This is a genomic window from Amycolatopsis sp. cmx-8-4 (assembly GCF_046548675.1).
Lineage (GTDB): Bacteria > Actinomycetota > Actinomycetes > Mycobacteriales > Pseudonocardiaceae > Amycolatopsis.
The window spans coordinates 560,053-585,190 of record NZ_JAEBDZ010000002.1 but is presented as its reverse complement, the minus strand read 5'-3'; the positions used below and the strand labels follow the sequence as shown (position 1 = coordinate 585,190).

Genomic DNA, 25,138 nt, shown 5'->3' with positions numbered 1-25,138 from the left:
ACGGCGAAAGCTGCCTGTCGAGGGAAGTGACTTGGGTCGGCGACGGCCGCGGGCCAGGGGAGCGGCTCGGTCGGCCAGGCGCCGCAGGCGGCCGGGCTGCCGTGGACGGCAAGATGGCGAACTCGCTGGCCAAGGTGGTGGCTCGGCCGGGCAGGCGACGAAGGCCGCCGGCCGAGGAATCGACCTGGCCGTACGGACGGCACAGCCGTCGGCCCGGTGCATGACTCCGCTGGGACAGGTGGCGAATGCCCGCCCATCGAGCCTGGGGGCACGATGGCCTGCCAGGGTGTCGCACCTCGGCGAGGCCGGTCTGGTCGATGGGGCCGCCGATCGAGGGTCGTGACCCGGTCGGACCGGCAACCCGTCCGCGAAGCGGTGATCGAAAACCGCTGGCGAGAGCCTTGTGACTAACGATCTTCAAGCGTCAACCGGCCGCGATCGGGGGACCGCCGACGGGGAGTGTCCTCACTCGGGCGGGTTGAGTCTCGCTACACTTCGGCGTCGTGAGCCCGTTTCGTCGTGGGGGTCGGCGACCCGCTCGTGCCCTCCTCGCCGGCGTGCTGGCCGGGCTCCTGCTCGCGGGCTGTACCGAGGGTTACGCCCAGCCTCAAGCCGCCGGGGACAAACCCGCCATCGCGGGGGGTCAGACCACCGACTCGTCCCGGCCCACCGATGTCAAGCTCGCTTCGGGTGACCCCCGGCAGAGTGGCGGTGTGATCGCCGCCGGGGGCGCGGACGCCGTCTACAACTACGGGCCGACCGTGATGCTCGACCGCGGGCAGACCCGGATGTGGTGGTGCAGCCAGTACGGCGGCGCCGGCCCGCCCGGCGACGACATCCTCTACGCCCAGGCGCAGTCCATGGACGGCCCGTTCACCGGGCCCGGCGGCGGCATCCCGGCCGCCGTCTTCTCCGGCGCGCCCGGGAACTTCGACGGCACACACACCTGCGACCCGTCGGTGCTGCGCGTCGGCTCGACGTACTACCTGTACTACACCGGCGCTGCGGGCGACCACGCGCTCGGCAACGCCGTCGGGCTCGCGACCAGCCCCGACGGCGTCCACTGGACCCGCGCGGCCGGCGGGAAGCCGATCCTCGGGCCGTCGCACGACGTGCACCGCGCCAACGTCTACGGCGCCGGCCAGCCCTCGGCCGTCTACCTCGACGGCTGGTTCTACCTGATGTTCACCGACACCACCGGCCGCGCCGCGGGCTGGAACGGCGCCGGCCAGTTCGTGCTCCGCTCGCACGACCCGGCGTTCGCGGCCGGGGTGCAGGCGCTCGACGTCGGCGGGTTCGTGCCGGTGGCGTCGACCGCCACGCCGCGCACGCGCTCGGTGGTCGACGGCTTCAGCGCGGACCTGATGTGGGCCGGCGCGCTCGACGCGTGGGTCATCGCGCACGAGACCGACGAAGGCACCACGCTCACCTTCTGGACGGCCGGCTTCACCGAGCACCCGTTCCAGCCGGTCGTGGTGGCCGGGCCGTGGAAGGAAGGTCCGGGCCTGGTCCGCCGCTCGGACGGTCACGCGCCGTTGTCGACGGCCGACCCGTGCGACCGGGTGCCGTTCGACGTCGTGCGCGCCACCGCGATCGGCGGGGCGGCCGCGCCGACCGGCCTGCGGCACTACGGCCTCGACCTGCTCGGCAGCCAGGCCTGCGGGAACCCGGGCCGGGTGGCCGCCACGTTCGACGGCGTCACCATGCCGTCCCCGGAACGGACGATGGACCTGGTCCGGGCGGGGAAGCGGGTGCGGGTCGACCGGCGCGTGGTGGCGCTTTCGCTGGCCGGCGAGCTGCTGGACAAGGCGCCGCCCGCGGTGGCGGTGCTGCCGGTCGCGGCGCGGCTCGGCTCGGGCGCCGAAGCGGTGCAGACACCGGGTCGCGGGTTCGCGCTGGTGCTCGACGACCACCGCCTGTGGCGGGTGCCGGACGGCGGCGTGGCGCTGAACAACGGCTCACCACCGCACACCGTCACGACGGCGCAGTGGGACAGCTACGCGCCGGGCCCCTCACTCGGCGGCTGAACCCGGCGAGACGGCGCGACGCCGGGTTGCGGACGGCCGAGCCGGGCCCGGCCAGGACGGGGCCGCCCGGCCTGAGCACCGGCGGACTCTTCAACACCTGACTCAGTGGTGCTGGGGTCTGCCTCGCCGGGGCGGCCGCGGCTGGGCCGAACGAGGCGAGGCGCACTGCCGGACTCGGCGGAGTCGGCTGGTACACGGCTGAATTGAGTGGTCTCGGCTTCTGCGTCGCCCGGACGAGCGCGACCCGGTCGCGGGCGGCGCGGAGTGCCGGCGGACTCGGTGGACTGGCCGGTCTGAGTACTGCCGGGTTCGGCAGCGTCGGATCGAGCGCGGCCGGATCGCGCGCGACGGGAGGCGGCAGCCGTCTCGGCAGCGTCGGATGCGGCAGCGTCGGATTCGGCGTCCTCAGGCTGCGCGCGGCCGCCGATGCGCCCGCCGACGAACAACCCGAGCCCGGCCGGGATCAGCACCAGCAACGCCGAGAACGCGGCACCGCCCGTCAGCGCGCCGCCCAGCTCGGAAACGCCCGTCTGGTCGACGAACACCGCGCGTCCGATGACGTACAGGATCCCGGCGACCGGTCCGGCGATCAGCGCCGAGATGAACCAGACCTTGCCGCGGTCGGGCAGTCCGCGCCAGGCGTCCAACGCGCTCCACAGCGCGGCGGCCCCGACGAGGACGGCGAGCGCGATCGAGATGACCAGGGTCTGGTCCGTGGGGTGGTAGACCGCGTACTTGGCCAGCAGGGTGATGGCCGCGCCGTGCAGCACCGCCATCCCGAGTCCGCGCAACACCCAGGCACTCATCCTGCGGATTCTAGGCCGCCTACTGACGAGTCGCTTATCAGGTGCCGGGCCTCGGGGACGGAACCGACGAAGGTCCCACCCCGCCCCCACTAGGGTGGGGAAGTGCCTGAAACCCATGGACGCCGCCGCGCGGCGCTGCGGGACTCGCTCACCGACGCGGGCCTCGACGCGCTGCTGGTCACCGACCTGCTGAACATCCGCTACCTCACCGGGTTCACCGGTTCGAACGCCGCTGTGCTGCTGTACGCGGGCGGCGACGACAAGACGCTCTTCTGCACCGACGGCCGCTACACCACCCAGGCCGCCGCCGAGGTGCCCGACCTCGAGACCGTCGTCGACCGGGCGAGCGCCGCCACGCTCGTCAAGGGCGTCGCGAAGGACTGGAAGGTCGGCTTCGAGAGCCAGCACGTGAGCGTCGAGGAGTACGAAGCCTTCCGGACGCACGCGGACCTCGTCCGGACCCCCGGGCTGATCGAGGCCCTGCGGCTGGTGAAGGACGACGCCGAGGTCGAGGCGCTGCGGCAGGCGTGCGCCGCGGCCGACCGCGCGCTCGACGACCTGGTGGCCACCGGGGGCCTGCGGCCCGGGCGGACCGAGCTGGACGTGGCCCGCGACCTGGAGAACCGGATGCTGGAGCACGGCTCGACCGGGCCGAGCTTCGCCTCGATCGTGGCCACCGGCGCGCACTCGGCCATCCCGCACCACCGGCCCACGCACGCCGAGCTGAAGTGCGGCGACTTCCTCAAGCTGGACTTCGGCGCCACCGTCGACGGCTACCACTCGGACATGACCCGCACCTTCGTCCTCGGCGAGCCCGCGGACTGGCAGCGGGAGGTCTACGACCTCGTGTACACCGCGCAAGCGGCCGGGGTCGACGCCGTCGCGCCGGGCGCCGTGGTGTCCGAAGTGGACGCCGCGGCGCGGAAGGTGATCGCGGGCGCCGGTCACGGCGAGCACTTCGCGCACGGCCTCGGACACGGCGTCGGCCTGCAGATCCACGAGGCGCCCAGTCTCGCCGCCACGGGCGTCGGTACACTGTCCGCCGGTATGGCGGTCACCGTCGAGCCCGGCGTCTACCTCGCGGGGCGCGGTGGCGTGCGCATCGAGGACACGCTCGTCGTGCGGGCTGGGGAACCCGAACTCCTCACCCTGAGCACCAAGAACCTCGTGGTCGTCTGACGGCGGCCCCGAACCGAAGATCGACCCGAAGATCGACACAGGAGACTGCAAGCTCGTGGCCACGACCAACGACCTGAAGAACGGGCTCGTCCTCAACCTCGAGGGCCAGCTGTGGACCGTCACCGCGTTCCAGCACGTGAAGCCGGGCAAGGGCGGTGCCTTCGTGCGCACGACGCTCAAGCACGTGCTCACCGGCAAGGTGGTCGACAAGACGTTCAACGCGGGCACGAAGGTCGAGACGGCCACGGTGGACCGCCGGAACATGACCTACCTGTACAAGGACGGCCAGGACTTCGTGTTCATGGACGGCGACACCTACGACCAGATCACGGTGCTGGCCGCGGTGGTCGGCGACAACGCCAACTACATGCTGGAGAACACCGAGGTCCAGGTGGCGGTGCACGAGAACGAGGCGCTCTACGTCGAGCTCCCGACCTCGGTCGAGATCCTCATCCAGCACACCGACCCGGGCCTGCAGGGCGACCGCTCCACCGGCGGCACCAAGCCGGCGACGCTGGAGACCGGCGCGGAGATCCAGGTCCCGCTGTTCCTGTCCACCGGCGAGAAGATCAAGGTCGACACCCGCGACGGCCGTTACCTGGGCCGCGTCTCCAGCTGATGCCGACGTCGAAGCCCCACCCGAACCGCGGCGGCGCGATCAGCCGCAGGCAGGCGCGTCGCCGTGCCGTGGAAATGCTGTACGAGGCCGCGCAGCGCGACACCGATCCGGTGACGCTGCTGGCCGACCGCGTCGGCGCGACCGAGGTCGACCCGATCGGGGACTACACGATCAGCCTGGTCGAGGGCGTCACCGCCCGGCGCGCGCAGATCGACGAGCTGCTGGCCGAGCACGCGCAGGGCTGGACCGTGGAGCGGATGCCGAAGGTCGACCTCGCGGTGCTGCGGGTCGGGGTCTACGAGCTGCTCTGGGCCGAAGACGTGCCGGACCCGGTCGCCATCGACGAGGCCGTCGGCCTGGCGAAGGAACTTTCCACGGACGACTCGCCGCGCTTCGTCAACGGCGTGCTGGGCCGGATCGGCACGATCGCCGACCGCCTGCGAGCCGTGCTCTGACGGAAGAACACCGGGTGTGCTGATGCCCCCCGACGGCTCAGTGAGCGTCTCCGGTGCCCCACCGGGGAACGCTCACTGCGTCGGCAGCACACAAGTGATCAGTCTTCTTTGGCGGGACGGGCCTCGGGCGGGAGGACACCCCAGTCGATGAGCTGCTCGGTCAGCTCGCCCGGCGTCATGTCGTAGATGATCGCCAGGGACCGCAGGTCCTCGGTCCGGATCGAGAGCACCTTGCCGTTGTAGTCGCCGCGCTGGCTCTGGATGGTCGCCGCGTAGCGCGCCAGCGGGCCCACCTTCTCCGCCGGCAGCTGCTGCAGGCGCTCCAGGTTGATCACGATCTTGGTTGCGGGCTCCGCGCCGGACGGGACCCGGCCCTCGGGCAGCAGCTCGACCACCGGTACGCCGTAGAAGTCGGCCAGCTCGGCCAGCTTCTGCACGGTGACGGCACGGTCGCCACGCTCGTACGAGCCGACGACGACGGCCTTCCAGCGCCCACCGGACTTCTGCTCGACCCCGTGCAGGGACAGGCCCTGCTGCTGGCGGATCCCGCGGAGCTTGGCCCCGAGCGCCTTGGCGTAATCGCCCATCTGGTCGTTCTCCGTTCTTCACCCCTTTCCCGGTCGGGGTGACCGGTCCAGGGGACTCTGAGAGTCGAATACTCAGAGTAATGGTTACGCATTGTTGTCACCAGGTCAAGCAGCAGCTTGTCGCGAATCACGCCACACCACCCGTAAGGCTGAGCAAAGTGCCTGCTACTGTCGGTGCGAAAGCCCCGACCAGCAGGGGAACAGACGTCCTTTAAGGACCCGTCCGGTGAGGCGGGGAAGGAGTCCGCAGTGTCGTCACGACCCCGTGACGCGGCTGGTTCGGCCGGGGAGCGCGAGCTCCTGATGGCCGGCGACGTCGCGCGCACGATCGCCCGAATGGCCCATCAGGTCATCGAAAAGACCGCGAACGGTGCGGAAAGCACTACCCCGCCCGTGTTGCTGGGAATTCCCACCCGCGGCACCCCCCTCGCGACCCGCCTCGCCGGCAAGATCGGCGAGTTCTCCGGAGTCCGCCCGCCGACCGGCGCCCTCGACATCACCCTCTACCGGGACGACCTGCGCCGCCGCCCGCCCCGCGCGCTCGAGCAGACGCAGCTGCCGCCCGGCGGGATCGACGACCGGGTGGTGATCCTGGTCGACGACGTCCTGTTCTCCGGCCGCACGATCCGGGCCGCGCTCGATGCCCTCCGTGATCATGGCCGCCCCCGCGCGGTGCAGCTGGCGGTGCTCGTCGACCGAGGTCACCGTGAGCTGCCGATCCGCGCGGACTACGTCGGCAAGAACGTGCCCACCGCCCGCACCGAGGGCGTGTCCGTCCTGCTGGCGGAGATCGACGGCCGCGACTCCGTGCTGCTCCGCGCGACCGAAGACGTTCCTGGAGAAGATTCGTGAAGCACCTGCTCGCCACCGACGGGCTCGACCCGGCAGTGGCCACCGCCGTGCTGGACACCGCCGACGAGCTCAAGCACACGCTGCTCGGCCGCGAGGTCAAGAAGCTGCCGACGCTGCGCGGCCGCACGGTGATCACCCTGTTCTACGAGAACTCGACGCGCACCCGGGTGTCGTTCGAGATCGCCGGGAAGTGGATGAGCGCCGACGTGATCAACGTCTCGGCGTCCAGCTCCTCGGTCAACAAGGGGGAGTCCCTGCGGGACACGGCGCTGACGCTGGCCGCCGCGGGCGCCGACTGCGTGATCGTCCGGCACCCCGCCAGCGGCGCGGCCCAGCGGCTCGCGGGCTGGCTCGCCGAGCCCGGCACGTCGGTGGTCAACGCCGGCGACGGCACCCACGAGCACCCGACCCAGGCGCTGCTCGACGCGGCGACGCTGCGGGAGCGGCTCGGGTCCTTGAAGGACCGTCGCATCGCGATCGTCGGCGACGTGCTGCACAGCCGCGTCGCCCGCTCGAACCTGCACCTGCTTTCGGCCCTGGGCGCGGAAGTGGTGCTCGTCGCGCCGCCGACGTTGCTGCCCTACGGCGTCGAAAGCCTGCCGGTGACCGTCTCGCACGACCTGGACGCCGAGCTGCCCGCGGTCGACGCGGTGATGATGCTGCGGGTCCAACAGGAACGGATGGCTGGCGGGGGCCCAGGGCAGAGCTTTTTCCCGTCAGCGCGCGAATACTCGATCGCCTACGGCCTTTCGGAACGGCGCCAGAAGCTGCTGCCGGACCACGCGGTCGTGCTGCACCCCGGCCCGATGCTGCGCGGGATGGAGATCGCGAGCGCGGTCGCCGACTCCCCGGCCTCGGCCATCACCGAACAGGTCCGCAACGGCGTGCACGTCCGGATGGCGGTCCTCTACCACCTCTTGGCCAGTGAAGGAGCCGCTGCGTGAGCACCCTGATCAAGGGCGCCCGGCCGTACGGCGAGGGTGATCCCGTCGACGTCCTGGTCGAGGACGGCGTGATCACCGCGATCGGCGCGGTCGACGTCCCGGAGGACGCCGAAATCATCGAAGCGGCGGGCCAGGTTCTGCTGCCCGGCTTCGTCGACCTCCACACCCACCTCCGCGAACCCGGCCGCGAGGACACCGAGACGATCGACTCCGGCTCGGCCGCCGCGGCGCTCGGTGGCTACACCGCTGTGTTCGCCATGGCCAACACCGACCCGGTCGCCGACAACGCCGTGATCGTCGAGCACGTCTGGCGGCGCGGGAAGGAGGTCGGCCTGGTCGACGTCCACCCGGTCGGCGCCGTCACCGTCGGGCTCAAGGGCGAGCGGCTCGCCGAGCTCGGCACGATGGCGGCGTCGCAGGCGCGGGTGAAGGTGTTCTCCGACGACGGCCTCTGCGTCGCCGACCCGCTGCTGATGCGCCGCGCGCTGGAGTACTCGACCGCGCTGGACGTCGTCATCGCGCAGCACGCCGAGGAGCCGCGGCTGACCGTCGGCGCCCAGGCGCACGAGGGCGAGCAGGCCGCGCGGCTCGGCTACACCGGCTGGCCGGCCGCGGCGGAGGAGTCCATCGTGGCGCGCGACTGCCTGCTCGCGCTGCACGCGAACGCGCGGCTGCACGTCTGCCACGTGTCCACTTCGGGCACCGCGGACGTGCTGCGCTGGGCCAAGGACCGCGGCACGAAGGTGTCGGCCGAGGTCACGCCCCACCACCTGCTGCTCACCGACGAGCGCCTGGCGACCTACGACCCGGTGAACAAGGTGAACCCGCCGCTGCGGACCCAGTCCGACGCCGAGAAGCTGCGGGCCGCGCTGGCGGAGGGCGTCATCGACTGCGTCGCCACCGACCACGCCCCGCACGCGGTGCAGGACAAGGACACGGAGTGGGCGGCCGCGCGGCCGGGCATGCTCGGGCTGCAGACGGCGCTGTCCATCGTGGCCGAGACGATGGTCCGCACCGGGCTGCTCGACTGGCGCGGCGTCGCCCGCGTGCTGAGCGAGCGGCCCGCCGAGATCGGGAACCTGGCCGACCACGGCCGGCCGATCGCGGTGGGCGAGCCGGCGAACCTGGCCCTGGTGGACCCGGATGCCGAGTGGACGGTCCGGGGTGCCGAGCTGGCCAGCATCGCGGCCAACACCCCGTACGAGGGAATGCGGCTGCCCGGCGTGGTGACCGCGACGCTGCTGCGCGGGCGGGTCACCGCCCGGGACGGGAAGATCTGCTGATGGAACGCCTGTGGCTGGTGCTGGCGATCGTCGCCTTCTTCCTGCTGTGCCTGTCGGCCATGTACCTCGGCTGGCGCCGCAAAGCGCGCTCGCAGAGCGTGCGGGTGCCGCCGTTCGACCAGATCCCCGCCGAGGCGGGCGAGGCCCTGCTCGAGTCCACCGGCGTCTACGTCGCGACGACGATCGCGGGGGAGTGGCAGAACCGGGTCGTCACCCGCGGCGCGGGTCTGCGCTCCGGCGCGGTCTGGCGGCTGCACGAAAGCGGCGTCGCGGTCGAACGCGGCGGCGCCCCCGACTTCTGGATCCCGCGTGACGCCGTCACCGGGGTCCGGCAGGACTCGAAGATCGCCGGGAAGGTGATGGGCACCGACGCCCTGCTGGTCATCACCTGGCGCGCCGGCGAAACCGAGCTCGACACCGGGTTCCGCGGTGACGAACTCGACGACTACCCACACTGGATCGAAGAGCTGAAGATCAAGGGAGGTGCCCAGTGAACGCGCGCGCTCAGGCCGCACTGGTGCTCGAAGACGGCCGGGTGTTCCGCGGCGCGGCGTACGGCGCGCGAGGGCGGAGCCTCGGCGAGGCGGTGTTCTGCACCGGCATGACCGGCTACCAGGAGACGCTGACCGACCCGTCCTACCACGGGCAGATCGTGGTGCAGACCGCGCCGCAGATCGGCAACACCGGCTGGAACGACGAGGACGACGAGTCGGCGAAGATCTGGGTCAACGGCTACGTGGTGCGCGACCCCGCGCGCACGCCGTCCAACTGGCGCTCGAAGCGCACCCTGGACGACGAGCTGGTGAACCAGGGGATCGTCGGCATCGCCGAGGTCGACACCCGCTCGCTGACGCGGCACCTGCGCGAGCTCGGCGCGATGCGCGCCGGGGTCTTCTCCGGCGACGCGCTGGGCACGGTCGAGGAGATGGTCGCCGAGGTCCTCGCGAGCCCGAAGATGGAGGGCGCCGACCTGGCCGGCCAGGTCTCGACGCCGAAGCCGTACGTCGTCTCGCCTTCCGGTGAGACGCGCTTCCGCGTCGTGGCGCTGGACCTGGGCATCAAGTCCAACACCCCGCGCCAGATGGTCAAGCGGGGCATCGAGGTGCACGTGCTGCCCTCGTCCGCGTCGCTGGAGGACGTCCTGGCGGTGGAGCCGAACGGCGTGTTCCTCTCCAACGGCCCGGGCGACCCGGCCACCACGGTGCACGCCACCGAGCTGACGAAGCAGGTCCTCGGCCGCGAGATCCCGCTGTTCGGCATCTGCTTCGGCAACCAGGTCCTGGGCCGCGCGCTCGGGCTGGGGACGTACAAGATGCGCTACGGCCACCGCGGCATCAACATCCCGGTGATCGACGTCGTGACCAAGCGGGTAGCGATCACCGCGCAGAACCACGGCTTCGCCCTCGAAGGCGAGCCCGGGCAGCGCTTCGAGTCGCCCTTCGGCGCGGCCCAGGTCAGCCACTACTGCGCGAACGACGGCGCGGTCGAAGGCCTGCGGGCGTTCGACGTCCCGGCGTTTTCGGTGCAGTACCACCCCGAGGCCGCGGCCGGCCCGCACGACGCCGCCCCCCTGTTCGACGACTTCGTGACGCTCATGGAGAAGAAGGCCTGATGGCTGCTCAGGGCAGGTCGAAGGCGGCGATTGAGCGCCTTCACATCCGCAACTACCGAGTGCTGCGCGACGTCACCTTCGAGAAGTTGACCCCGCTGACCGTCCTCTTCGGCCCAAATGGCAGCGGCAAGTCGACGGTCTTCGATGTGTTCGCTTTCCTCTACGAGGCTTTTAGCACCAATTTGCGCAGAGCGTGGGATGGGCGAAACCGCATCGCCGAGATTCGGAGTCGAGGTGCTGACGGGCCGGTTCAGTTCGAGTTGAAGTACCGCGACCCCGGCACGGGAAGACTCATCACGTACCAGCTGGCGATCGACGAGGATGCAGGTTCGCCAGTTGTCGTCAGTGAGCTCTTGCGATGGACTATGAATCCGGGGCAGGGGAGGCCGACCGAGATCTTGAACTTCTCCCGCGGGGAAGGTGCCGTTTATGACGAACGGGAGGGTGCCAAGATCGGAGAGCGGTTGGACAGCTCCGACCTGCTCGCGGTCAGCAGCCTCGGACAGTTGAGCCGGTACCCGCAGGTCGCTGCTCTGCGGCGGTTCATCACGGGGTGGTACTTGTCGTACCTGAACATCGACCAGGTTCGCCAACAGCCCATGTCCGGACCGCAGGAGAAGCTGTCCGTAACAGGGGACAACCTCGCCAACGTAATCCAGTACCTCGGTGATCGGCATCCTGATCGGCTGGCCAGCATCTTCGATGTGCTCAGTCGGAGGGTGCCGAGCCTTGAGCGAGTCGACTCGGAGCAGATGCCCGACGGTCGACTGCTGCTGCGGCTCAAAGACCGGCCGTTCGACACGCCGGTGTTGGCGAAGTTCATTTCTGACGGGACGCTGAAGCTACTGGCTTACCTGACCGTCCTCTTCGATCCCAACCCCGCGCCGATCGTAGGTATCGAGGAACCCGAGAACCAATTACACCCGAAGCTGCTCTACCCGCTCGCCGAGGAAGTTCGCGGCGGCGCGGCTAAGAGTCAGATGTTGGTGACAACCCACTCGCCCTACTTTGCGGATGCCCTCTACCCGGATGAGATGTGGGCGTTGTACCGGGACGAAGATGGCTTCACCAAGTGCGCACGAGCTTCCCAAAACAGGCGGCTCATGGCCATGGTCGATGCCGGTGGCTCGCTGGGCAGCCTGTGGATGGAGGGTTACTTCGGCGTCGGAGATCCGCTCACGCGGTCGGGGCGGCCGGCATGAACGCTGATCCGTTGACGCTCGAAGTTTTGGTGGAAGAACCCTCGGCGAAGGTGGCGTTGGACCATCTCGTGCCCAAGATCGTGCCGGATGTCGACTTCGAGGTCATCGAGTTCCGAGGCAAGACGACCATGCTCAAGGAGCTTCCGCGGCGGTTCGCTGGTTACGCCGCTCGGGTGCAGTGGGAGCGAGTGAAGGTCGTAGTGGTTGTGGACCGCGACGATGACGACTGCGTTGAACTCAAGAAGAGCCTGCGGACGATGGCCTCGGCGGCGGGACTCTCCGATCCCGCCGCCTCCTTTGAATCTGTAGTACTGATCAGGATCATCGTTGAGGAGCTCGAGTCCTGGTTCTTCGGTGATGTTCCCGCGCTGCGCACCGCGTATCCAAGGGTGTCGGAATCTCTGGACCGACAGCGGCAGTTCCGGGATCCCGACGGGATCGTCGGTGGCACCTGGGAAGCGCTCGGACGGGTACTGGCTGGGCATGGCTACCACAGACCGCGACTGCAGAAGATGCGTCTTGCCTCGGACGTCGCGCCCCACATGGACATCGAGAACAACCGATCCCAGAGCTTTCAGGTCTTCCGCGACGGTCTGCGGCGCCTGGTGAAAGAAGGAAACTGATGCCGAAGAGGACGGACATCCAGCACGTGCTGGTGATCGGCTCCGGGCCGATCGTGATCGGGCAGGCCGCGGAGTTCGACTACTCCGGTACCCAGGCCTGCCGGGTGCTGCGCAGCGAAGGCCTGCGCGTGTCCCTGGTGAACTCGAACCCGGCCACCATCATGACCGACCCCGAGTTTGCCGACGCGACCTACATCGAGCCGGTGACGCCGGACTTCGTCGAGAAGGTCATCGCCGTCGAGCGGCCGGACGCGATCCTGGCCACCCTCGGCGGGCAGACGGCGCTCAACTGCGCCGTCGCGCTGCACGAGCGCGGCGTGCTCGCCAAGTACGGGGTCGAGCTGATCGGGGCCGACATCGACGCCATCCAGCGTGGTGAGGACCGGCAGAAGTTCAAGAACATCGTCGCCGAGGTCGGTGCCGAGACCCCGCGCAGCCGCGTCTGCACCACCATGGACGAGGTCCGGGACACGGTAAAAGAGCTGGGCCTGCCGGTCGTCATCCGGCCGTCGTTCACCATGGGCGGGCTCGGGTCCGGCATGGCGCACACGCCCGCGGACCTCGAGCGGCTCGCCTCCACCGGCCTCGACGAGTCGCCGGTCACCGAGGTGCTCATCGAGGAGAGCGTGCTCGGCTGGAAGGAGTACGAGCTCGAGCTGATGCGCGACCGCAGCGACAACGTCGTGGTCGTCTGCTCGATCGAGAACGTCGACGCGATGGGCGTGCACACCGGCGACTCGGTCACCGTCGCGCCGACGATGACCCTGACCGACCGCGAGTACCAGGTGATGCGCGACGTCGGCATCGACGTGCTGCGCGCGGTCGGCGTCGACACCGGCGGCTGCAACATCCAGTTCGCGATCAACCCGGAAGACGGCCGGATGGTCGTCATCGAGATGAACCCGCGGGTGTCGCGGTCGAGCGCGCTGGCGTCGAAGGCGACCGGCTTCCCGATCGCCAAGATCGCCGCGAAGCTCGCCATCGGCTACACGCTCGACGAGATCACCAACGACATCACCAAGGCGACCCCGGCGGCGTTCGAGCCCACGCTGGACTACGTCGTCGTCAAGATCCCGCGGTTCGCCTTCGAGAAGTTCCCGGGCGCCGACCCGACGCTGACCACGACGATGAAGAGCGTCGGCGAGGCGATGTCGTTCGGCCGCAGCTTCCCCGAGGCGCTCGGCAAGGCGATGCGGTCGATCGAGACCAAGGCCACCGGGTTCTGGACACTGCCCGACCCCGAAGGCGCCACGCTGGAGTCCACTTTGGACGCTCTGCGCGTGCCGCACGAGGGCCGGCTCTACGAAGTGGAACGCGCGCTGCGCCTGGGCGGCACCGTGCAGCAGGTGCACGAGGCCTCCGGCATCGACCCGTGGTTCATCGACCAGATCGCGCTCATCGGCGAGGTGGGCGCCGAAGTCCGCGACGCGCCCGTGCTGGACGGCGACCTGCTGCGCCGCGCCAAGCGCACCGGCCTGGCCGACCGCCAGATCGCCGCGCTGCGCCCGGAACTGGCCGGCGAGGACGGCGTCCGCGCACTGCGCCACCGCCTCGGCGTGCGGCCGGTGTTCAAGACCGTCGACACCTGCGCGGCCGAGTTCGCCGCGAACACGCCGTACCACTACTCGGCCTACGAGTCCGACCCCGACGCGCAGACCGAGGTCGCGTCGCAGACCGAGAAGCCGAAGGTGCTCATCCTCGGCTCCGGCCCGAACCGGATCGGCCAGGGCATCGAGTTCGACTACTCCTGCGTCCACGCGGCGATCGCGTTGCGGGAAGCCGGGTTCGAGGCCGTCATGATCAACTGCAACCCGGAAACCGTGTCCACCGACTACGACACCTCCGACCGGCTGTACTTCGAGCCGCTGTCCTTCGAGGACGTCCTCGAGGTGGTGCACGCCGAGCAGGAGTCCGGCACGGTCGCCGGCGTGATCGTCCAGCTCGGCGGCCAGACCCCGCTCGGGCTGGCCAAGCGCCTCGCCGACGCCGGCGTCCCGGTGGTCGGGACGCCGCCGGAGGCGATCCACCTGGCCGAGGACCGCGGCGCGTTCGGCGAGGTGCTCACCGAGGCCGGGCTGCCCGCGCCGCGCTACGGCACCGCGACGTCGTTCGAGGGCGCGAAGCGGATCGCCGACGAGATCGGCTACCCGGTGCTCGTCCGGCCGTCCTACGTCCTCGGCGGGCGCGGCATGGAGATCGTCTACGACGAGCAGACCCTCGCCGGCTACATCGGCCGCGCCACCGAGATCAACCCCGACCACCCGGTGCTCGTCGACCGGTTCCTCGACGACGCCATCGAGATCGACGTCGACGCCCTCTACGACGGCGAGGAGCTCTACCTCGGCGGCGTCATGGAGCACATCGAGGAGGCCGGGATCCACTCCGGCGACTCGTCGTGCGCGCTGCCGCCGATCACGCTCGGGCACACCGACCTCGAAGCCGTCCGCCGCTCCACGGAGGCGATCGCGCGCGGTGTCGGCGTCCGCGGGCTCCTGAACGTCCAGTACGCGCTGAAGGACGACGTCCTCTACGTCCTGGAGGCCAACCCGCGCGCGTCGCGGACGGTGCCGTTCGTCTCGAAGGCCACGGCGGTGCCGCTGGCCAAGGCCGCCGCGCTGATCATGACCGGTTCGACGATCAAGGACCTGCGCGGCAGCGGAGTGCTGCCGGCCGAGGGCGACGGCGGCCGGATGCCGGCCGACTCGCCGGTCGCGGTGAAGGAGGCCGTGCTGCCCTTCCACCGCTTCCGCACCCCCGAAGGCCACGGCGTCGACTCGCTGCTGGGCCCGGAGATGAAGTCCACCGGCGAGGTGATGGGCGTCGACGTCTCCTTCGGCAAGGCGTTCGCCAAGTCGCAGAGCGCGGCCTACGGTTCGCTGCCGACGTCCGGGCGCGTGTTCGTGTCGGTCGCCAACCGCGACAAGCGTTCGCTGGTGTTCCCGGTGAAGCGCCTGGCGGACCTCGGGTTCGAGATCCTCGCGACGTCCGGCACCGCGGAAGTACTGCGGCGCAACGGAGTCGCCTGCACGGTGGTGCGCAAGCACTACGAGGGCTCCAGCGAGGCCGAGCCGAACATCGTCGACCTCATCCTCGCGGGCGGCGTCGAGATGGTCATCAACACGCCGTACGGCAACAGCGGCCCGCGGATCGACGGCTACGAGATCCGCACCGCCGCGGTGTCGCGCGACATCCCGTGCGTGACCACCGTGCAGGGCGCCGCGGCGGCCGTGCACGGCATCGAGGCGCTCATCCGGGGCGACATCGGGGTCAAGTCCCTGCAGGAGCTGCAGGCGGCGCTGAAGGCGAAGTCGTGAGCGCCCAGGAGCGGTTCGGGGCGCGGCTGGCGAAGGCCGTCGCCGCCCGCGGTCCGCTGTGCGCCGGGATCGACCCGCACCCGGGCCTCATCGAGGCCTGGGGGCTCCCGGTGGACGTCTCGGGCCTCGAACGGTTCGCGCTGTCCGCCACCGAGGTCCTGGCGGCGCACACGGCGATCGTGAAGCCGCAGTCGGCGTTCTTCGAAAGTTTCGGCGCCGCGGGTGTCCGGGTGCTGGAACGGGTGGTGGACACCGCGCGCGAAGCCGGCGCGCTGGTGCTGCTGGACGTCAAGCGCGGCGACATCGGCTCCACGATGGCGGCCTACACGGCCGCGTACGTGGCCGACGGCGCGGCCGTCGCGGCGGACGCGATCACCGTTTCGCCGTACCTCGGGTTCGGCTCTTTGGCCCAATGCGCGGAGACGGCGGTGTCCGCGGGGCGCGGCGTCTTCGTGCTTGCGCGAACTTCGAACCCGGAAGCGGCGGCCGTGCAGAACGCGCGGCTGCCCGACGGACGCACCGTGGCACAGGGAATCGTCGATTCCGCGGCGGCGTTCAACGACGGAGCGGAGCCGTTCGGCGATGTGGGTGTCGTCGTCGGTGCCACGGTTTCGCCGGGCGAACTCGATCTTTCGCGGCTCAACGGACCCGTGCTGGCGCCCGGTTTCGGGGCCCAGGGTGCCACTGTGGCCGATTTGCGGGCCCTTTTCGGTATAGGACTGCCTGGTGTGCTGCCCGCATCGTCCCGTGACCTGCTGCGTCACGGACCGGAGCAACCCGCTTTGCGCCAAGCGGTCGAACGTGTCGCCGAACTGCTGGCCGACCCGCAGGAAAACGGCCAATAGCAGGCCCCGGAACCGAGTCCCACCAGCCACCCCCGCATTGTGGCCGGTGCTCACGGGTGGGTACCGTCGCGTCACCCACCCAGATTTGAGAACTACCGGAGGAAAACGTGGCACTTCCCCAGCTGACAGAGGAACAGCGCGCTGCGGCGCTGGAGAAGGCCGCCGCTGCTCGCAAGATCCGTGCTGAGCTGAAGGAGCGGCTGAAGCGGGGCGGTACCACTCTGGTCGACGTGCTGAAGCAGGCCGAGGAGAACGAAGTCCTCGGCAAGATGAAGGTCTCGGCTCTGCTCGAGGCCCTTCCGGGCGTCGGCAAGGTCCGCGCTCAGCAGACCATGGAACGACTGGAGATCGCCCCCAGCCGTCGTCTCCGCGGCCTCGGCGACCGGCAGCGCAAGGCGCTGCTGGCCGAGTTCAGCGGCGAGTGAGCGGCGTCGGTCAGGACAACCCGGCGAGCCGGGGCGCCGACCGCGGCAGTGAGCCGGTGACGGGGGATCTCTCCCGGCACCGGCTCACGGTCGTATCGGGGCCGTCCGGGGTCGGGAAGTCGAGTGTGGTGGGCGAACTGCGGAAGCTGGAGCCCGACATCTACTTCAGCGTCTCGGTGACCACGCGCAAGCCGCGTCCCGGCGAGATCGACGGGGCGCACTACCACTTCGTCGATCGCGTCGAATTCGACGCGATGGTCGCCGAGGGCCGGCTGCTGGAATGGGCCGAGTTCGCGGGCAACTGCTACGGCACCCCGCGCGAGCCCGTCGAGAAGGCGCTCGCCGACGGCCGGCCGGCGATCCTGGAGATCGAACTCCAGGGGGCCCGTCAGGTCCGCGTGGCGATGCCGGAGGCCCGGCTGGTGATGCTGATGCCGCCGTCGTGGGAGGAACTGGTCGGCCGGCTCACCGGGCGCGGCACCGAGAGTGAGGCCGCGGTGCAGGCCCGGCTGGTGGAAGCGGAGCGTGAGCTGGCCGCCGCCGGGGAGTTCGACGAGCGCCTCGTCAACGCCGACGTGCGAGAGGCCGCTGAGCACTTGCTAAGCTTGATTACCGGTGCGCAGTTTGCCGCCGGTAGACCAGAGGATTCGGAGCACCACGAGTGACGACTCAGGCGACCCTGCACGAAGAGCTCGAGGGCATCACCAACCCGCCGATCGACGACCTCCTCGAGAAGGTCAGCTCGAAGTACGCGCTGGTGATCTACTCGGCCAAGCGTGCCCGCCAGATCAACGACTACTACGCCCAGCTGGGCGAGGGCCTGCTCGAGTACGTCGGCCCGCTCGTCGAGCCGGGCCCGCGCGAGAAGCCGCTCTCGATCGCGCTGCGCGAGATCCACGGTGGCCTGCTCGAGCACACCGAGGGTGAGTAACCCCCGCGTCGTCCTGGGCGTGGGCGGCGGCATCGCCGCCTACAAGGCCTGTGAGGTCCTGCGCGGACTGACCGAATCCGGTCACGACGTCCGCGTGGTACCCACCGAAGCCGCGCTGAACTTCGTCGGCGCGGCCACCTTCGAAGCCCTCTCCGGCCACCCGGTGCACACCGGCGTGTTCACCGAGGTGCCCGAGGTGCAGCACGTCCGCGTCGGCAAGGAAGCCGACCTCGTCCTCGTCGTCCCGGCCACCGCGAACCTGCTCGCGAAGGCCGCCCACGGCATCGCGGACGACCTGCTGACGAACACCCTGCTCACCGCCCGGTGCCCGATCGCCTTCTTCCCGGCGATGCACACCGAGATGTGGGAGCACCCGGCGACCCGCGACAACGTCGCGCTGCTGCGGTCCCGCGGCCTGGTGGTCGCCGAGCCCGACTCGGGCCGGCTGACCGGTGTCGACACCGGCAAGGGCCGGCTGGCGAACCCCGCCGAAATCGTCGATCTCGCCCGGCTGCTGCTGGCCAAGCCCGGCGCTCTGCCGCGTGACCTCGAAGGCGTCCGCGTCGTCATCTCAGCGGGTGGGACGCGTGAGCCGCTGGACCCGGTCCGCTACCTGGGCAACCGCTCGTCCGGCAAGCAGGGCTACGCGCTGGCCCGCGTCGCCGCGCAGCGCGGCGCCGAGGTCACCCTGGTCGCGGCGCACACGGTCGCGCTGCCGGACCCGGCGGGGAGCACCGTGAAGCACGTGTCGACCGCCGAGGAGATGCGGGTCGCGGTGCACGAGGCGGCCGCCTCGGCCGACGTCGTCGTGATGGCCGCCGCCGTCGCCGACTTCCGGCCGGCGAACCGGGCCGAGGTCAAGATCAAGAAGTCCGACGACCAGCCGGACCCGGTCATCACCCTGGACCGCAACGCCGACATCCTCGCCGAGCTGGTGCGGAACCGGCGCAGCGGGCAGGTCGTCGTCGGGTTCGCCGCCGAGACCGGTGACGAGCACGGCAGCGTCCTCGACCACGCCCGTGTGAAGCTCAAGCGCAAGGGTGCCGACCTGCTGATGGTCAACGCGGTCGGCGACGGCAAGGCGTTCGGCACCGAGGACAACTCGGGCTGGCTGCTGGCCGCCGACGGCACGGAAATCCCTATACCTCTGGCTCAGAAGTCCGAGCTCGCGTCCACCCTGTGGGACGCTGTGGTGGGCTTCATGAAGCATTGACTGTCCCCCGAGCGATAGTCAGTACGCTTGCACAGGTAAGGGGTGCCTAAGTTTCGGGGCATCCGACGACAAGGTGAGGAAGTGACGGCCACCGTGACCGCGTCTAGCAGCAGATTGTTCACCTCGGAGTCGGTGACCGAAGGGCACCCCGACAAGATTTGCGACGCCATCAGCGACTCGATCCTGGACGGGCTGCTGTCGAAGGACCCGCGCAGCCGCGTCGCGGTCGAGACTCTGATCACCACCGGGCAGGTCCACGTCGCCGGTGAGGTGACGACCGAGGCCTACGCCGACATCCCGACGATCGTGCGGGATGTGATCCTGCGGATCGGGTACGACTCGTCGGCGAAGGGGTTCGACGGCAACTCGTGTGGCGTCAACGTGGCGATCGGGTCGCAGTCGCCCGATATCGCCCAGGGCGTCGACACCGCGTACGAGTCGCGGGTGGAGTCGGATGAGGACGAGATCAACCGCCAGGGTGCGGGTGACCAGGGCCTGATGTTCGGTTACGCGTGCTCTGACACTCCGGAGCTGATGCCGCTGCCGATCGCGCTGGCGCACCGGCTGTCGAAGCGGCTGACCGCGGTCCGCAAGGACGGTGTGCTGCCGTACCTGCGTCCGGACGGCAAGACGCAGGTGACCATCGAGTACGCCGGTGACCAGCCGGTGCGGCTCGACACCGTGGTCGTGTCCTCGCAGCACGCGGACGGCATCGACTTGGACAAGATGCTCAGCGTCGACGTCAAGGAGCATGTCGTCGGCCCGGAGCTGGCGGACCTGGGTATCGACACCTCGAGCGCGCGGCTGCTGGTCAACCCGACCGGTCGGTTCGTGATCGGTGGTCCGATGGGTGACGCGGGGCTGACGGGTCGCAAGATCATCGTCGACACCTACGGTGGCATGGCCCGCCATGGTGGTGGGGCGTTCTCGGGCAAGGACCCGTCGAAGGTCGACCGTTCGGCCGCGTACGCGATGCGGTGGGTGGCGAAGAACGTCGTCGCGGCGGGGTTGGCGACGCGGACCGAGGTGCAGGTCGCGTACGCGATCGGTAAGGCGGCTCCGGTGGGTCTGTTCGTGGAGACGTTCGGGACGGAGACGGTGGACCCGTCGAAGATCCAGCAGGCCATCATCGAGGTGTTCGACCTGCGTCCGGCGGCGATCATCCGTGATCTGGACCTGCTGCGCCCGATCTACGCTCCGACCGCGGCGTATGGCCATTTCGGCCGTCCGGAACTGGACCTGCCGTGGGAGAGCACCGCCCGCGCCGCGGACCTGAAGGCCGCCGCGGGAGCCTGATTCACACGCCGTGAAGGGCACCTTCAGGGACATATAAGCCCTGAAGGTGCCCTTCACGGCGTTCTGGCGTCGGTGCTGTCGGAGTCTGTCGGAAGGGTCTGGTAGAGATCTCCGGGTGAGCAGTTCCGAGCCCGCCGCCCTCTGGGAGCTTCCCGAGGAGCCGCCGCCCGCCGCCGCGAAAGCCGCGGTGCCGTCGCGCGCCCGGAAGAAGCCGTCGAAGGCACCGAAGCCGGGGGAGAAGGCGAAGGGCGCCCAGCAGCCCGCGCCCGAACGGTCCGTGGCGCGGATCGTCGTCGACATCCCGCTGGCCCACCTCGACCGCACCTTCGACTATCGCGTGCCGGAGAAGCTGCACGAGACCGCCGTACCGGGCTGCCGGGTCCGCGTCCGGTTCGCCGGGCAGCTGGTCGACGGCTACCTCGTCGAACGCGCCGAGACGACCGACTACGGCAGCAAACTGGCCTTCCTCGACCGCGTCACCTCCGCCGAACCGGTGCTGACGCCGTCGTTGCACGCCCTCTGCCGCGCGGTGGCCGACCGCTACGGCGGCACGCTCTCGGACGTCCTGCGGCTCGCGATCCCGCCGCGGCACGCGAAAGTCGAGGGCGAGCCGCCCGCTCCGACAGCCGCGTTCCCGGAGACGCCCGACAGCACGGCCTGGGCGCGTTACCAGCGTGGCCCGGCGTTCCTGGAGGCGCTGGCCGAAGGAAAGCCCGCGAACGCCGTCTGGCAGGCCCTGCCGGGCGAAGACTGGCCGCGCCGGCTGGCCGAGGCCGCGGCGACCGCCGCCGCGGCCGGGCACGGCGCCGTGCTCGTCGTGCCGGACCACCGAGACCTCACGCGGGTGTACGAGGCGTGCGCGTCGCTGGTGGGGGAAGACGGCGTCGTCGCGCTGATCGCCGGGCTCGGGCCCGCCGAGCGGTACCGGCGCTGGCTCGCGGTGCTGCGCGGCGCGGTGCGGGTGGTGGTCGGCACGCGGGCGGCGATGTTCGCGCCGGTCGCCGAGCCCGGCCTGTTCGTGGTCTGGGACGACGGCGACGACCTGCACCTCGACCAGCACGCGCCGTACCCGCACGTCCGCGACGTGCTGATGGACCGCGCGCACACGGCGAAGGCGTCCCTGCTGGTCGGCGGTTTCGCCCGGACGGCCGAGGCGCAGCTGCTCGTCGAGTCGGGCTGGGCGGCCCCGGTCCTGGCGGACCGCACGGACCTGCGCGCGGCGGCCCCCCGCGTCACCCCGGTCGGCGAGGACTTCGACGTCGCCCGCGACGAAGCGGCCCGCGTCGCCCGCCTCCCGGCCGTCGCGTTCGAAGCGGCCCGCCAGGCGTTCGCGGCGGGCGTCCCGACGCTGATCCAGGTCCCGCGGCGCGGCTACGTGCCGGGCTTGGCCTGCGGAAACTGCCGCACGTCGGCCCACTGCCGCCGCTGCGCCGGCCCGTTGGCCCTGCCGGGAGGTTCGATCGACGGCCAGCCGAAGCCGCCGGCGTGCCGGTGGTGCGGCGTCCCGGAAACGGCGTTCCGCTGTTCGGCGTGCGGCTCGGTCCGCCTGCGAGCGGTGATCGTCGGCGCGAAGCGGACGGCGGAGGAACTGGGCCGGGCGTTCCCAGGAATCCCGGTCCGCACGTCCGGCGCGTCGGAGGTGCTCGCTTCAGTGCCGGGAAAACCCGCGCTGGTGGTGTGCACGCCCGGAGCGGAACCGGTGGCCGAAGGCGGCTACGGCGCGGCGTTGCTGCTGGACGGCTGGGCATTGCTGGGCCGCCAGGACCTCCGAGCGGGCGAGGAAACGTTGCGCCGCTGGATGGCCGCGGCGGCGCTGGTCCGCCCGTCCACCCAGGGCGGCCGGGTCATCGTCGGAGCCGAGGCGGGCATGGCGGTGGTCCAGGCCCTGGTCCGCTGGGACCCGGCGTGGCACGCGTCGCAGGAACTGGCCGAGCGCCGGGAACTGGGCTTCCCCCCGGCGATGCGCATGGCCAGCGTCGAGGGCACCCCGGACGCGGTAGCGAGCGTCCTGGACGACCTCCCGTTGCCCCCCTCCGGAGAGGTCTTGGGCCCGGTCCCGCTAGGCGAGGTGGACGAAGAGGGCAACGCGGAGCGAGAGCGTGCGCTGGTCCGGGTGTCCCGCAGCGAAGGCAAAGCCTTGGCCACGGCAATTCACGCGGCCGCGGCTCGGCGCGATGCGCGTAAGGCCACGGAACCGATCCGCATCCAGCTGGACCCGATGGAACTCATTTAGCAGTTCGTGTCGACCCGCCAATCACGAGTGATGCCCCTTCAATCACGAGTGATGCCCGCTGGATCACGCGGAAAGCCCTGTCGCGCATGCGGAAACTCCGATCTCGTGTGTCCGGAGACGAACTCGCGTGATCGGGGAGCGATCTCGCGTGATCGAAGGGTCGACACGCGTGATTGGCGGGACGACACGGTGGTCAGTTGAGGACCGTGCCGGGAAGGGATTCGAGTGCGACGCGCGGGGATTCTGTTGCGGGGGGCGGGGTTGCCGGGCCGGACGTGCCCGCGGCGGCTGTCGCCAAGGTGACCACCTGAGCCGCGATCGCCTGGCGGCGGGACTCGAAGTCCGGGTCCGTCAGCGCCGCCGGGTCGGCCGGCTGGCCCAGCACCGGCGTGTGCAGGTGCCCGCCCGCCACCGACGTCAGGCCGAAGCCGAGCCGGATCCGGTTGGCGCGGAACATCGACTCGTTCGACAGGTAGTTCCCGCCGCCGCCCGACGCCGCGATCTCGCCCGCGGCCGGAGCGTCCGAACGGCACACCGGTGCGCCCACGCCCGGGTGCGACGAGTCGGGCCACACGCAGAACGCCTGGTTGAAGTTCACCGGGTACGCGCCGGCCGGCGCGGCAAGCATCCGTTGGTACGGCAGCGTCGTCTCGATGAACTGGACGTCCGGCTGCGGCCAGCCCGCCGCGGGCGGGACGCCGCCGGTCACCGACACGTTGTTGTTGTCCGGGAAGCCGCCGCGCCAGGCGCCGGCCCAGCGTTCGATGTCGAACCGGTCCGGCCGGCCCTGGCTGATCGTGATCAGCACGTCGGGCCGCCGCGCGCGGTCGCGCAGCGCCGAGCCGTACGCCGCTTCGACGACACCCTCGTCGAAGTAGCCCCAGACCACCGGGAAGCTCACCGCCTGCACCACAGCGGGGCCGGACGGCGTGTCCAGCACGCGCCCGTCCAGTTGCAGCGCCGACGCCCCGGCCGGGTTCGAGATCCGGACGCCCGCGCCGTCCAGCTGGAACGGGTCGAACCCGCTCACCATGACCCGCCGCGTCTTCCCGAGCGGGAACCGGACGTCGTCGAGGCCGCGCGAGCCCCGGTCGAACGCCGTGAGCAGAGAAGTACGTTCAGGCAACGGAAACGCGGGCGTCCACTGCCGCAGCGCGCTGCTGAGCTGCAGCCGTGCCCAGTACAGCGGCCGGTCGTCGAAGCGGTCGAGCGTGCCGAGGTCCGGACGGCGGCCCTGGGCGCGGTCGACCGCGGTCCGCCACAGCCGGTCGCCGGCCTCGGTCGCGACACGCTCGGCCCGGCGCGGGGTTCGCGCCGCGCAGAGATCGTGCTTTACCTCGGCCACCAAGGGATCCAGTCCGGCGAGCCGGACCAGCTCGGGGCCGACCGCGGGACCACCCGCCGGCATGGTCGCGGTGAGCCGCTGTTCTCCACGGTCAGCGGGACGGCCGTGTCGAAGCAGCCGGGCCTGGCCGTGGCGACGCCGGGGAACGCGAACACCGGCACGGCGGCGAGCAGGGGGAGCAGGGCGGAAAGGCGCACGGGTTTCCCTCCACGTCGTGAGCGACGTGGCCGAGTCTTCCGGGGTCCGCGAAACCCGGGTAGGGGCACGAGTCGGGAGCACACCCGGCGCGTGGCGTGCTCCCGACCCTGGGTGTCAGCCGGTCGCCAGGACCTTCAAGCGCGAGATGTCCGCGCTGAACTGGTCCTGGTCGAGCGGCGTAGAGCTGTACTGCCAGAACGTGTAGAAGCCCCACTTGTACGGCAGCGTCCCCACCGTTGACGCATACCGAGCCACCCACAGCGGGTTCGTCGAGCTGAAGTCGCCCGTGTTGCCGGTGCACTGGCTCCACCAGCTCGTCGCCGTGTAGATCACCGGCCAGCGGGTGGTCTTCTTGTGGTACTCGTCGCTGAACGCCTTGATCCACGCGACCATCTGCGCCGCGGTCTTGCCGTAGCACGCGTTGTTCGGGCCCCACTCGATGTCGAGCGTGCCCGGCAGCGTCCTGCCGTCCTTCGACCAGCCGCCGCCGTGGGCGACGAAGTAGTCGGCCTGGGCCGCGCCGCCCGCGAGGTCCGGGCGGCCGTAGTGGTAGGCGCCGTGGATCATGCCGACGTTGTAGGAACCGGTGTACTGCTGGCTGAAGTAGGCGTTGACGTAGCCGGTGCCCTCGGTCGCCTTGACGTAGGCGAACTTCTTGCCCGCGCTCCAGTACGACGCCCAGTTGACGTTGCCCTGGTAGGAGCTGACGTCGATGCCGGGGACGCTCGCGTCCACCGACGCCGGGGCCAAGCCGGCCGGTGCGACGCCGACGCCGTCGTGGGCGCGGATCGCCGCGCCCATCTCGTGGTTGCCGGTGGCGTCCTGGTCCGGGAGCCCCGGCGCCGCGTTCGCGCCGGTGGCGGTCACGACCAGCAGGGAGGCCGAGACCGCGAGCGCGGCGCCGAACAGGCGTCGCCACCCCCGTCGTTGTGCTGTCATCGTCGTTCCTTTCGGGTTGCCCTCGCTGTGCGCGGCTGTGCAGGGCCGCGCGGCATGAGTCTGTTACATCTACGTGGGCGATGTCACTGCTCCATGTGATTCAATTTCCCGCTGTGGCCGAGCCCGTGAATCGGCAACGGACCGGACGAAAGGGATTCCGGGGTCCCTTTGGCGCTTGAAGCGGCCTGGCGCAGGGGGCAGACTCCCCCG

Annotated in this window: 22 protein-coding genes and 1 pseudogene; 19 read left to right on the top strand and 4 right to left on the bottom strand. The window is 70.6% G+C overall.

The window, feature by feature from the left end; translation table 11 throughout:
- Nucleotides 1-713 precede the first annotated feature (713 nt).
- Nucleotides 714-2,027, top strand: a complete 1,314-nt coding sequence (locus ACLJQZ_RS05475; protein WP_410618948.1) for a beta-xylosidase — start codon at nucleotides 714-716, stop codon at nucleotides 2,025-2,027.
- Here the strand turns inward: ACLJQZ_RS05475 and ACLJQZ_RS05470 are convergent.
- The gene (locus ACLJQZ_RS05470) at nucleotides 1,997-2,833 is read right to left on the bottom strand and encodes a B-4DMT family transporter (RefSeq protein WP_410618947.1); all 837 of its coding nucleotides are present in this window, start codon (nucleotides 2,831-2,833) and stop codon (nucleotides 1,997-1,999) included. The two genes, ACLJQZ_RS05475 and ACLJQZ_RS05470, sit on opposite strands and share 31 nt — an antisense overlap.
- A gap of 102 nt (nucleotides 2,834-2,935) precedes the next feature.
- Here ACLJQZ_RS05470 and ACLJQZ_RS05465 point away from each other — a divergent pair, with 102 nt between their 5' ends.
- Genes ACLJQZ_RS05465 through nusB form a run of 3 tightly spaced genes read left to right on the top strand, consistent with a single transcriptional unit; the run spans nucleotide 2,936 to nucleotide 5,086 of the window.
- Nucleotides 2,936-4,012 carry a M24 family metallopeptidase gene (locus ACLJQZ_RS05465; RefSeq protein ID WP_410618946.1) on the top strand — a complete coding sequence of 359 codons (1,077 nt, stop codon included), beginning with the start codon at nucleotides 2,936-2,938 and terminating at the stop codon, nucleotides 4,010-4,012.
- Nucleotides 4,013-4,067: 55 nt separating this feature from the next.
- Nucleotides 4,068-4,631: an elongation factor P gene (efp, locus tag ACLJQZ_RS05460; protein ID WP_323335269.1), complete on the top strand. Its 564-nt coding sequence runs from the start codon at nucleotides 4,068-4,070 to the stop codon at nucleotides 4,629-4,631.
- The gene (nusB, locus tag ACLJQZ_RS05455) at nucleotides 4,631-5,086 is read left to right on the top strand and encodes a transcription antitermination factor NusB (protein ID WP_326947807.1); all 456 of its coding nucleotides are present in this window, start codon (nucleotides 4,631-4,633) and stop codon (nucleotides 5,084-5,086) included. The genes efp and nusB overlap by 1 nt, the downstream gene beginning before the upstream one ends.
- A gap of 98 nt (nucleotides 5,087-5,184) precedes the next feature.
- Here nusB and ACLJQZ_RS05450 read toward each other — a convergent pair whose 3' ends face one another.
- On the bottom strand, nucleotides 5,185-5,673 hold the full coding sequence (locus tag ACLJQZ_RS05450; RefSeq protein WP_020422358.1) for a transcriptional regulator: 489 nt from the start codon (nucleotides 5,671-5,673) through the stop codon (nucleotides 5,185-5,187).
- A 249-nt stretch (nucleotides 5,674-5,922) separates the two neighbouring features.
- Between ACLJQZ_RS05450 and pyrR the strand changes: the two genes are divergently transcribed.
- The 15 genes from pyrR (at nucleotide 5,923) to ACLJQZ_RS05375 (ending at nucleotide 22,446) form a co-directional block, all read left to right on the top strand.
- Nucleotides 5,923-6,525, top strand: a complete 603-nt coding sequence (gene pyrR, locus ACLJQZ_RS05445) for a bifunctional pyr operon transcriptional regulator/uracil phosphoribosyltransferase PyrR (protein WP_410618945.1) — start codon at nucleotides 5,923-5,925, stop codon at nucleotides 6,523-6,525.
- A complete protein-coding gene (locus ACLJQZ_RS05440) occupies nucleotides 6,522-7,469 on the top strand; it encodes an aspartate carbamoyltransferase catalytic subunit (protein WP_410618944.1) in 948 nt (315 codons plus the stop codon). The genes pyrR and ACLJQZ_RS05440 overlap by 4 nt, the downstream gene beginning before the upstream one ends.
- On the top strand, nucleotides 7,466-8,752 hold the full coding sequence (locus ACLJQZ_RS05435; RefSeq protein ID WP_410618943.1) for a dihydroorotase: 1,287 nt from the start codon (nucleotides 7,466-7,468) through the stop codon (nucleotides 8,750-8,752). Before ACLJQZ_RS05440 ends, ACLJQZ_RS05435 begins: the two co-directional genes overlap by 4 nt.
- Nucleotides 8,752-9,246, top strand: coding sequence for a transporter (locus ACLJQZ_RS05430; protein WP_410618942.1), 495 nt, complete (start codon nucleotides 8,752-8,754; stop codon nucleotides 9,244-9,246). The genes ACLJQZ_RS05435 and ACLJQZ_RS05430 overlap by 1 nt, the downstream gene beginning before the upstream one ends.
- Complete coding sequence (carA, locus tag ACLJQZ_RS05425; RefSeq protein WP_410618941.1) at nucleotides 9,243-10,364, top strand: glutamine-hydrolyzing carbamoyl-phosphate synthase small subunit; 1,122 nt, start codon at nucleotides 9,243-9,245, stop codon at nucleotides 10,362-10,364. The genes ACLJQZ_RS05430 and carA overlap by 4 nt, the downstream gene beginning before the upstream one ends.
- The gene (locus ACLJQZ_RS05420; RefSeq protein ID WP_410618940.1) at nucleotides 10,364-11,566 is read left to right on the top strand and encodes an AAA family ATPase; all 1,203 of its coding nucleotides are present in this window, start codon (nucleotides 10,364-10,366) and stop codon (nucleotides 11,564-11,566) included. The genes carA and ACLJQZ_RS05420 overlap by 1 nt, the downstream gene beginning before the upstream one ends.
- Complete coding sequence (locus ACLJQZ_RS05415) at nucleotides 11,563-12,189, top strand: DUF4276 family protein (RefSeq protein WP_410618939.1); 627 nt, start codon at nucleotides 11,563-11,565, stop codon at nucleotides 12,187-12,189. The genes ACLJQZ_RS05420 and ACLJQZ_RS05415 overlap by 4 nt, the downstream gene beginning before the upstream one ends.
- Nucleotides 12,189-15,503 carry a carbamoyl-phosphate synthase large subunit gene (carB, locus tag ACLJQZ_RS05410; RefSeq protein ID WP_410618937.1) on the top strand — a complete coding sequence of 1,105 codons (3,315 nt, stop codon included), beginning with the start codon at nucleotides 12,189-12,191 and terminating at the stop codon, nucleotides 15,501-15,503. Before ACLJQZ_RS05415 ends, carB begins: the two co-directional genes overlap by 1 nt.
- Complete coding sequence (gene pyrF / locus ACLJQZ_RS05405) at nucleotides 15,500-16,348, top strand: orotidine-5'-phosphate decarboxylase (RefSeq protein WP_410618935.1); 849 nt, start codon at nucleotides 15,500-15,502, stop codon at nucleotides 16,346-16,348. The genes carB and pyrF overlap by 4 nt, the downstream gene beginning before the upstream one ends.
- A gap of 107 nt (nucleotides 16,349-16,455) precedes the next feature.
- Nucleotides 16,456-16,773 (top strand): integration host factor, actinobacterial type, encoded by a 318-nt coding sequence (gene mihF / locus ACLJQZ_RS05400; RefSeq protein ID WP_013224622.1) that lies wholly within the window; start codon nucleotides 16,456-16,458, stop codon nucleotides 16,771-16,773.
- Nucleotides 16,770-17,438, top strand: a complete 669-nt coding sequence (gene gmk, locus ACLJQZ_RS05395) for a guanylate kinase (RefSeq protein ID WP_410618933.1) — start codon at nucleotides 16,770-16,772, stop codon at nucleotides 17,436-17,438. Before mihF ends, gmk begins: the two co-directional genes overlap by 4 nt.
- The gene (gene rpoZ / locus ACLJQZ_RS05390) at nucleotides 17,435-17,704 is read left to right on the top strand and encodes a DNA-directed RNA polymerase subunit omega (RefSeq protein ID WP_005152353.1); all 270 of its coding nucleotides are present in this window, start codon (nucleotides 17,435-17,437) and stop codon (nucleotides 17,702-17,704) included. The genes gmk and rpoZ overlap by 4 nt, the downstream gene beginning before the upstream one ends.
- Nucleotides 17,697-18,917: a bifunctional phosphopantothenoylcysteine decarboxylase/phosphopantothenate--cysteine ligase CoaBC gene (coaBC, locus tag ACLJQZ_RS05385; protein ID WP_410618932.1), complete on the top strand. Its 1,221-nt coding sequence runs from the start codon at nucleotides 17,697-17,699 to the stop codon at nucleotides 18,915-18,917. Before rpoZ ends, coaBC begins: the two co-directional genes overlap by 8 nt.
- Nucleotides 18,918-19,010: 93 nt before the next feature.
- Nucleotides 19,011-20,213, top strand: a complete 1,203-nt coding sequence (metK, locus tag ACLJQZ_RS05380; protein WP_410619067.1) for a methionine adenosyltransferase — start codon at nucleotides 19,011-19,013, stop codon at nucleotides 20,211-20,213.
- A gap of 115 nt (nucleotides 20,214-20,328) precedes the next feature.
- Nucleotides 20,329-22,446 carry a primosomal protein N' gene (locus tag ACLJQZ_RS05375; protein ID WP_410618931.1) on the top strand — a complete coding sequence of 706 codons (2,118 nt, stop codon included), beginning with the start codon at nucleotides 20,329-20,331 and terminating at the stop codon, nucleotides 22,444-22,446.
- A gap of 193 nt (nucleotides 22,447-22,639) precedes the next feature.
- On the opposite strand, the pseudogene ACLJQZ_RS05370 reads toward ACLJQZ_RS05375, so the two are convergent.
- Together ACLJQZ_RS05370 and ACLJQZ_RS05365 are read right to left on the bottom strand one after the other, a co-directional pair.
- Nucleotides 22,640-23,988: pseudogene (locus ACLJQZ_RS05370) on the bottom strand (hypothetical protein).
- 115 nt (nucleotides 23,989-24,103) lie between these two features.
- Entirely contained in the window at nucleotides 24,104-24,928 is an 825-nt protein-coding gene (locus ACLJQZ_RS05365) for a GH25 family lysozyme (RefSeq protein ID WP_410618930.1), read from the bottom strand.
- Nucleotides 24,929-25,138: the final 210 nt, after the last annotated feature.

What these genes read in the sequence shown, in the direction of transcription:
- carB (WP_410618937.1), top strand. Translation starts at nt 12,189, where the DNA reads ATGCCGAAGAGGACGGACATCCAGCACGTGCTGGTGATCGGCTCCGGG.
- ACLJQZ_RS05420 (WP_410618940.1), top strand. Translation starts at nt 10,364, where the DNA reads ATGGCTGCTCAGGGCAGGTCGAAGGCGGCGATTGAGCGCCTTCACATC.
- nusB (WP_326947807.1), top strand. Translation starts at nt 4,631, where the DNA reads ATGCCGACGTCGAAGCCCCACCCGAACCGCGGCGGCGCGATCAGCCGC.
- ACLJQZ_RS05470 (WP_410618947.1), bottom strand. Translation starts at nt 2,833, where the DNA reads ATGAGTGCCTGGGTGTTGCGCGGACTCGGGATGGCGGTGCTGCACGGC.
- ACLJQZ_RS05450 (WP_020422358.1), bottom strand. Translation starts at nt 5,673, where the DNA reads ATGGGCGATTACGCCAAGGCGCTCGGGGCCAAGCTCCGCGGGATCCGC.
- ACLJQZ_RS05365 (WP_410618930.1), bottom strand. Translation starts at nt 24,928, where the DNA reads ATGACAGCACAACGACGGGGGTGGCGACGCCTGTTCGGCGCCGCGCTC.
- ACLJQZ_RS05415 (WP_410618939.1), top strand. Translation starts at nt 11,563, where the DNA reads ATGAACGCTGATCCGTTGACGCTCGAAGTTTTGGTGGAAGAACCCTCG.
- ACLJQZ_RS05430 (WP_410618942.1), top strand. Translation starts at nt 8,752, where the DNA reads ATGGAACGCCTGTGGCTGGTGCTGGCGATCGTCGCCTTCTTCCTGCTG.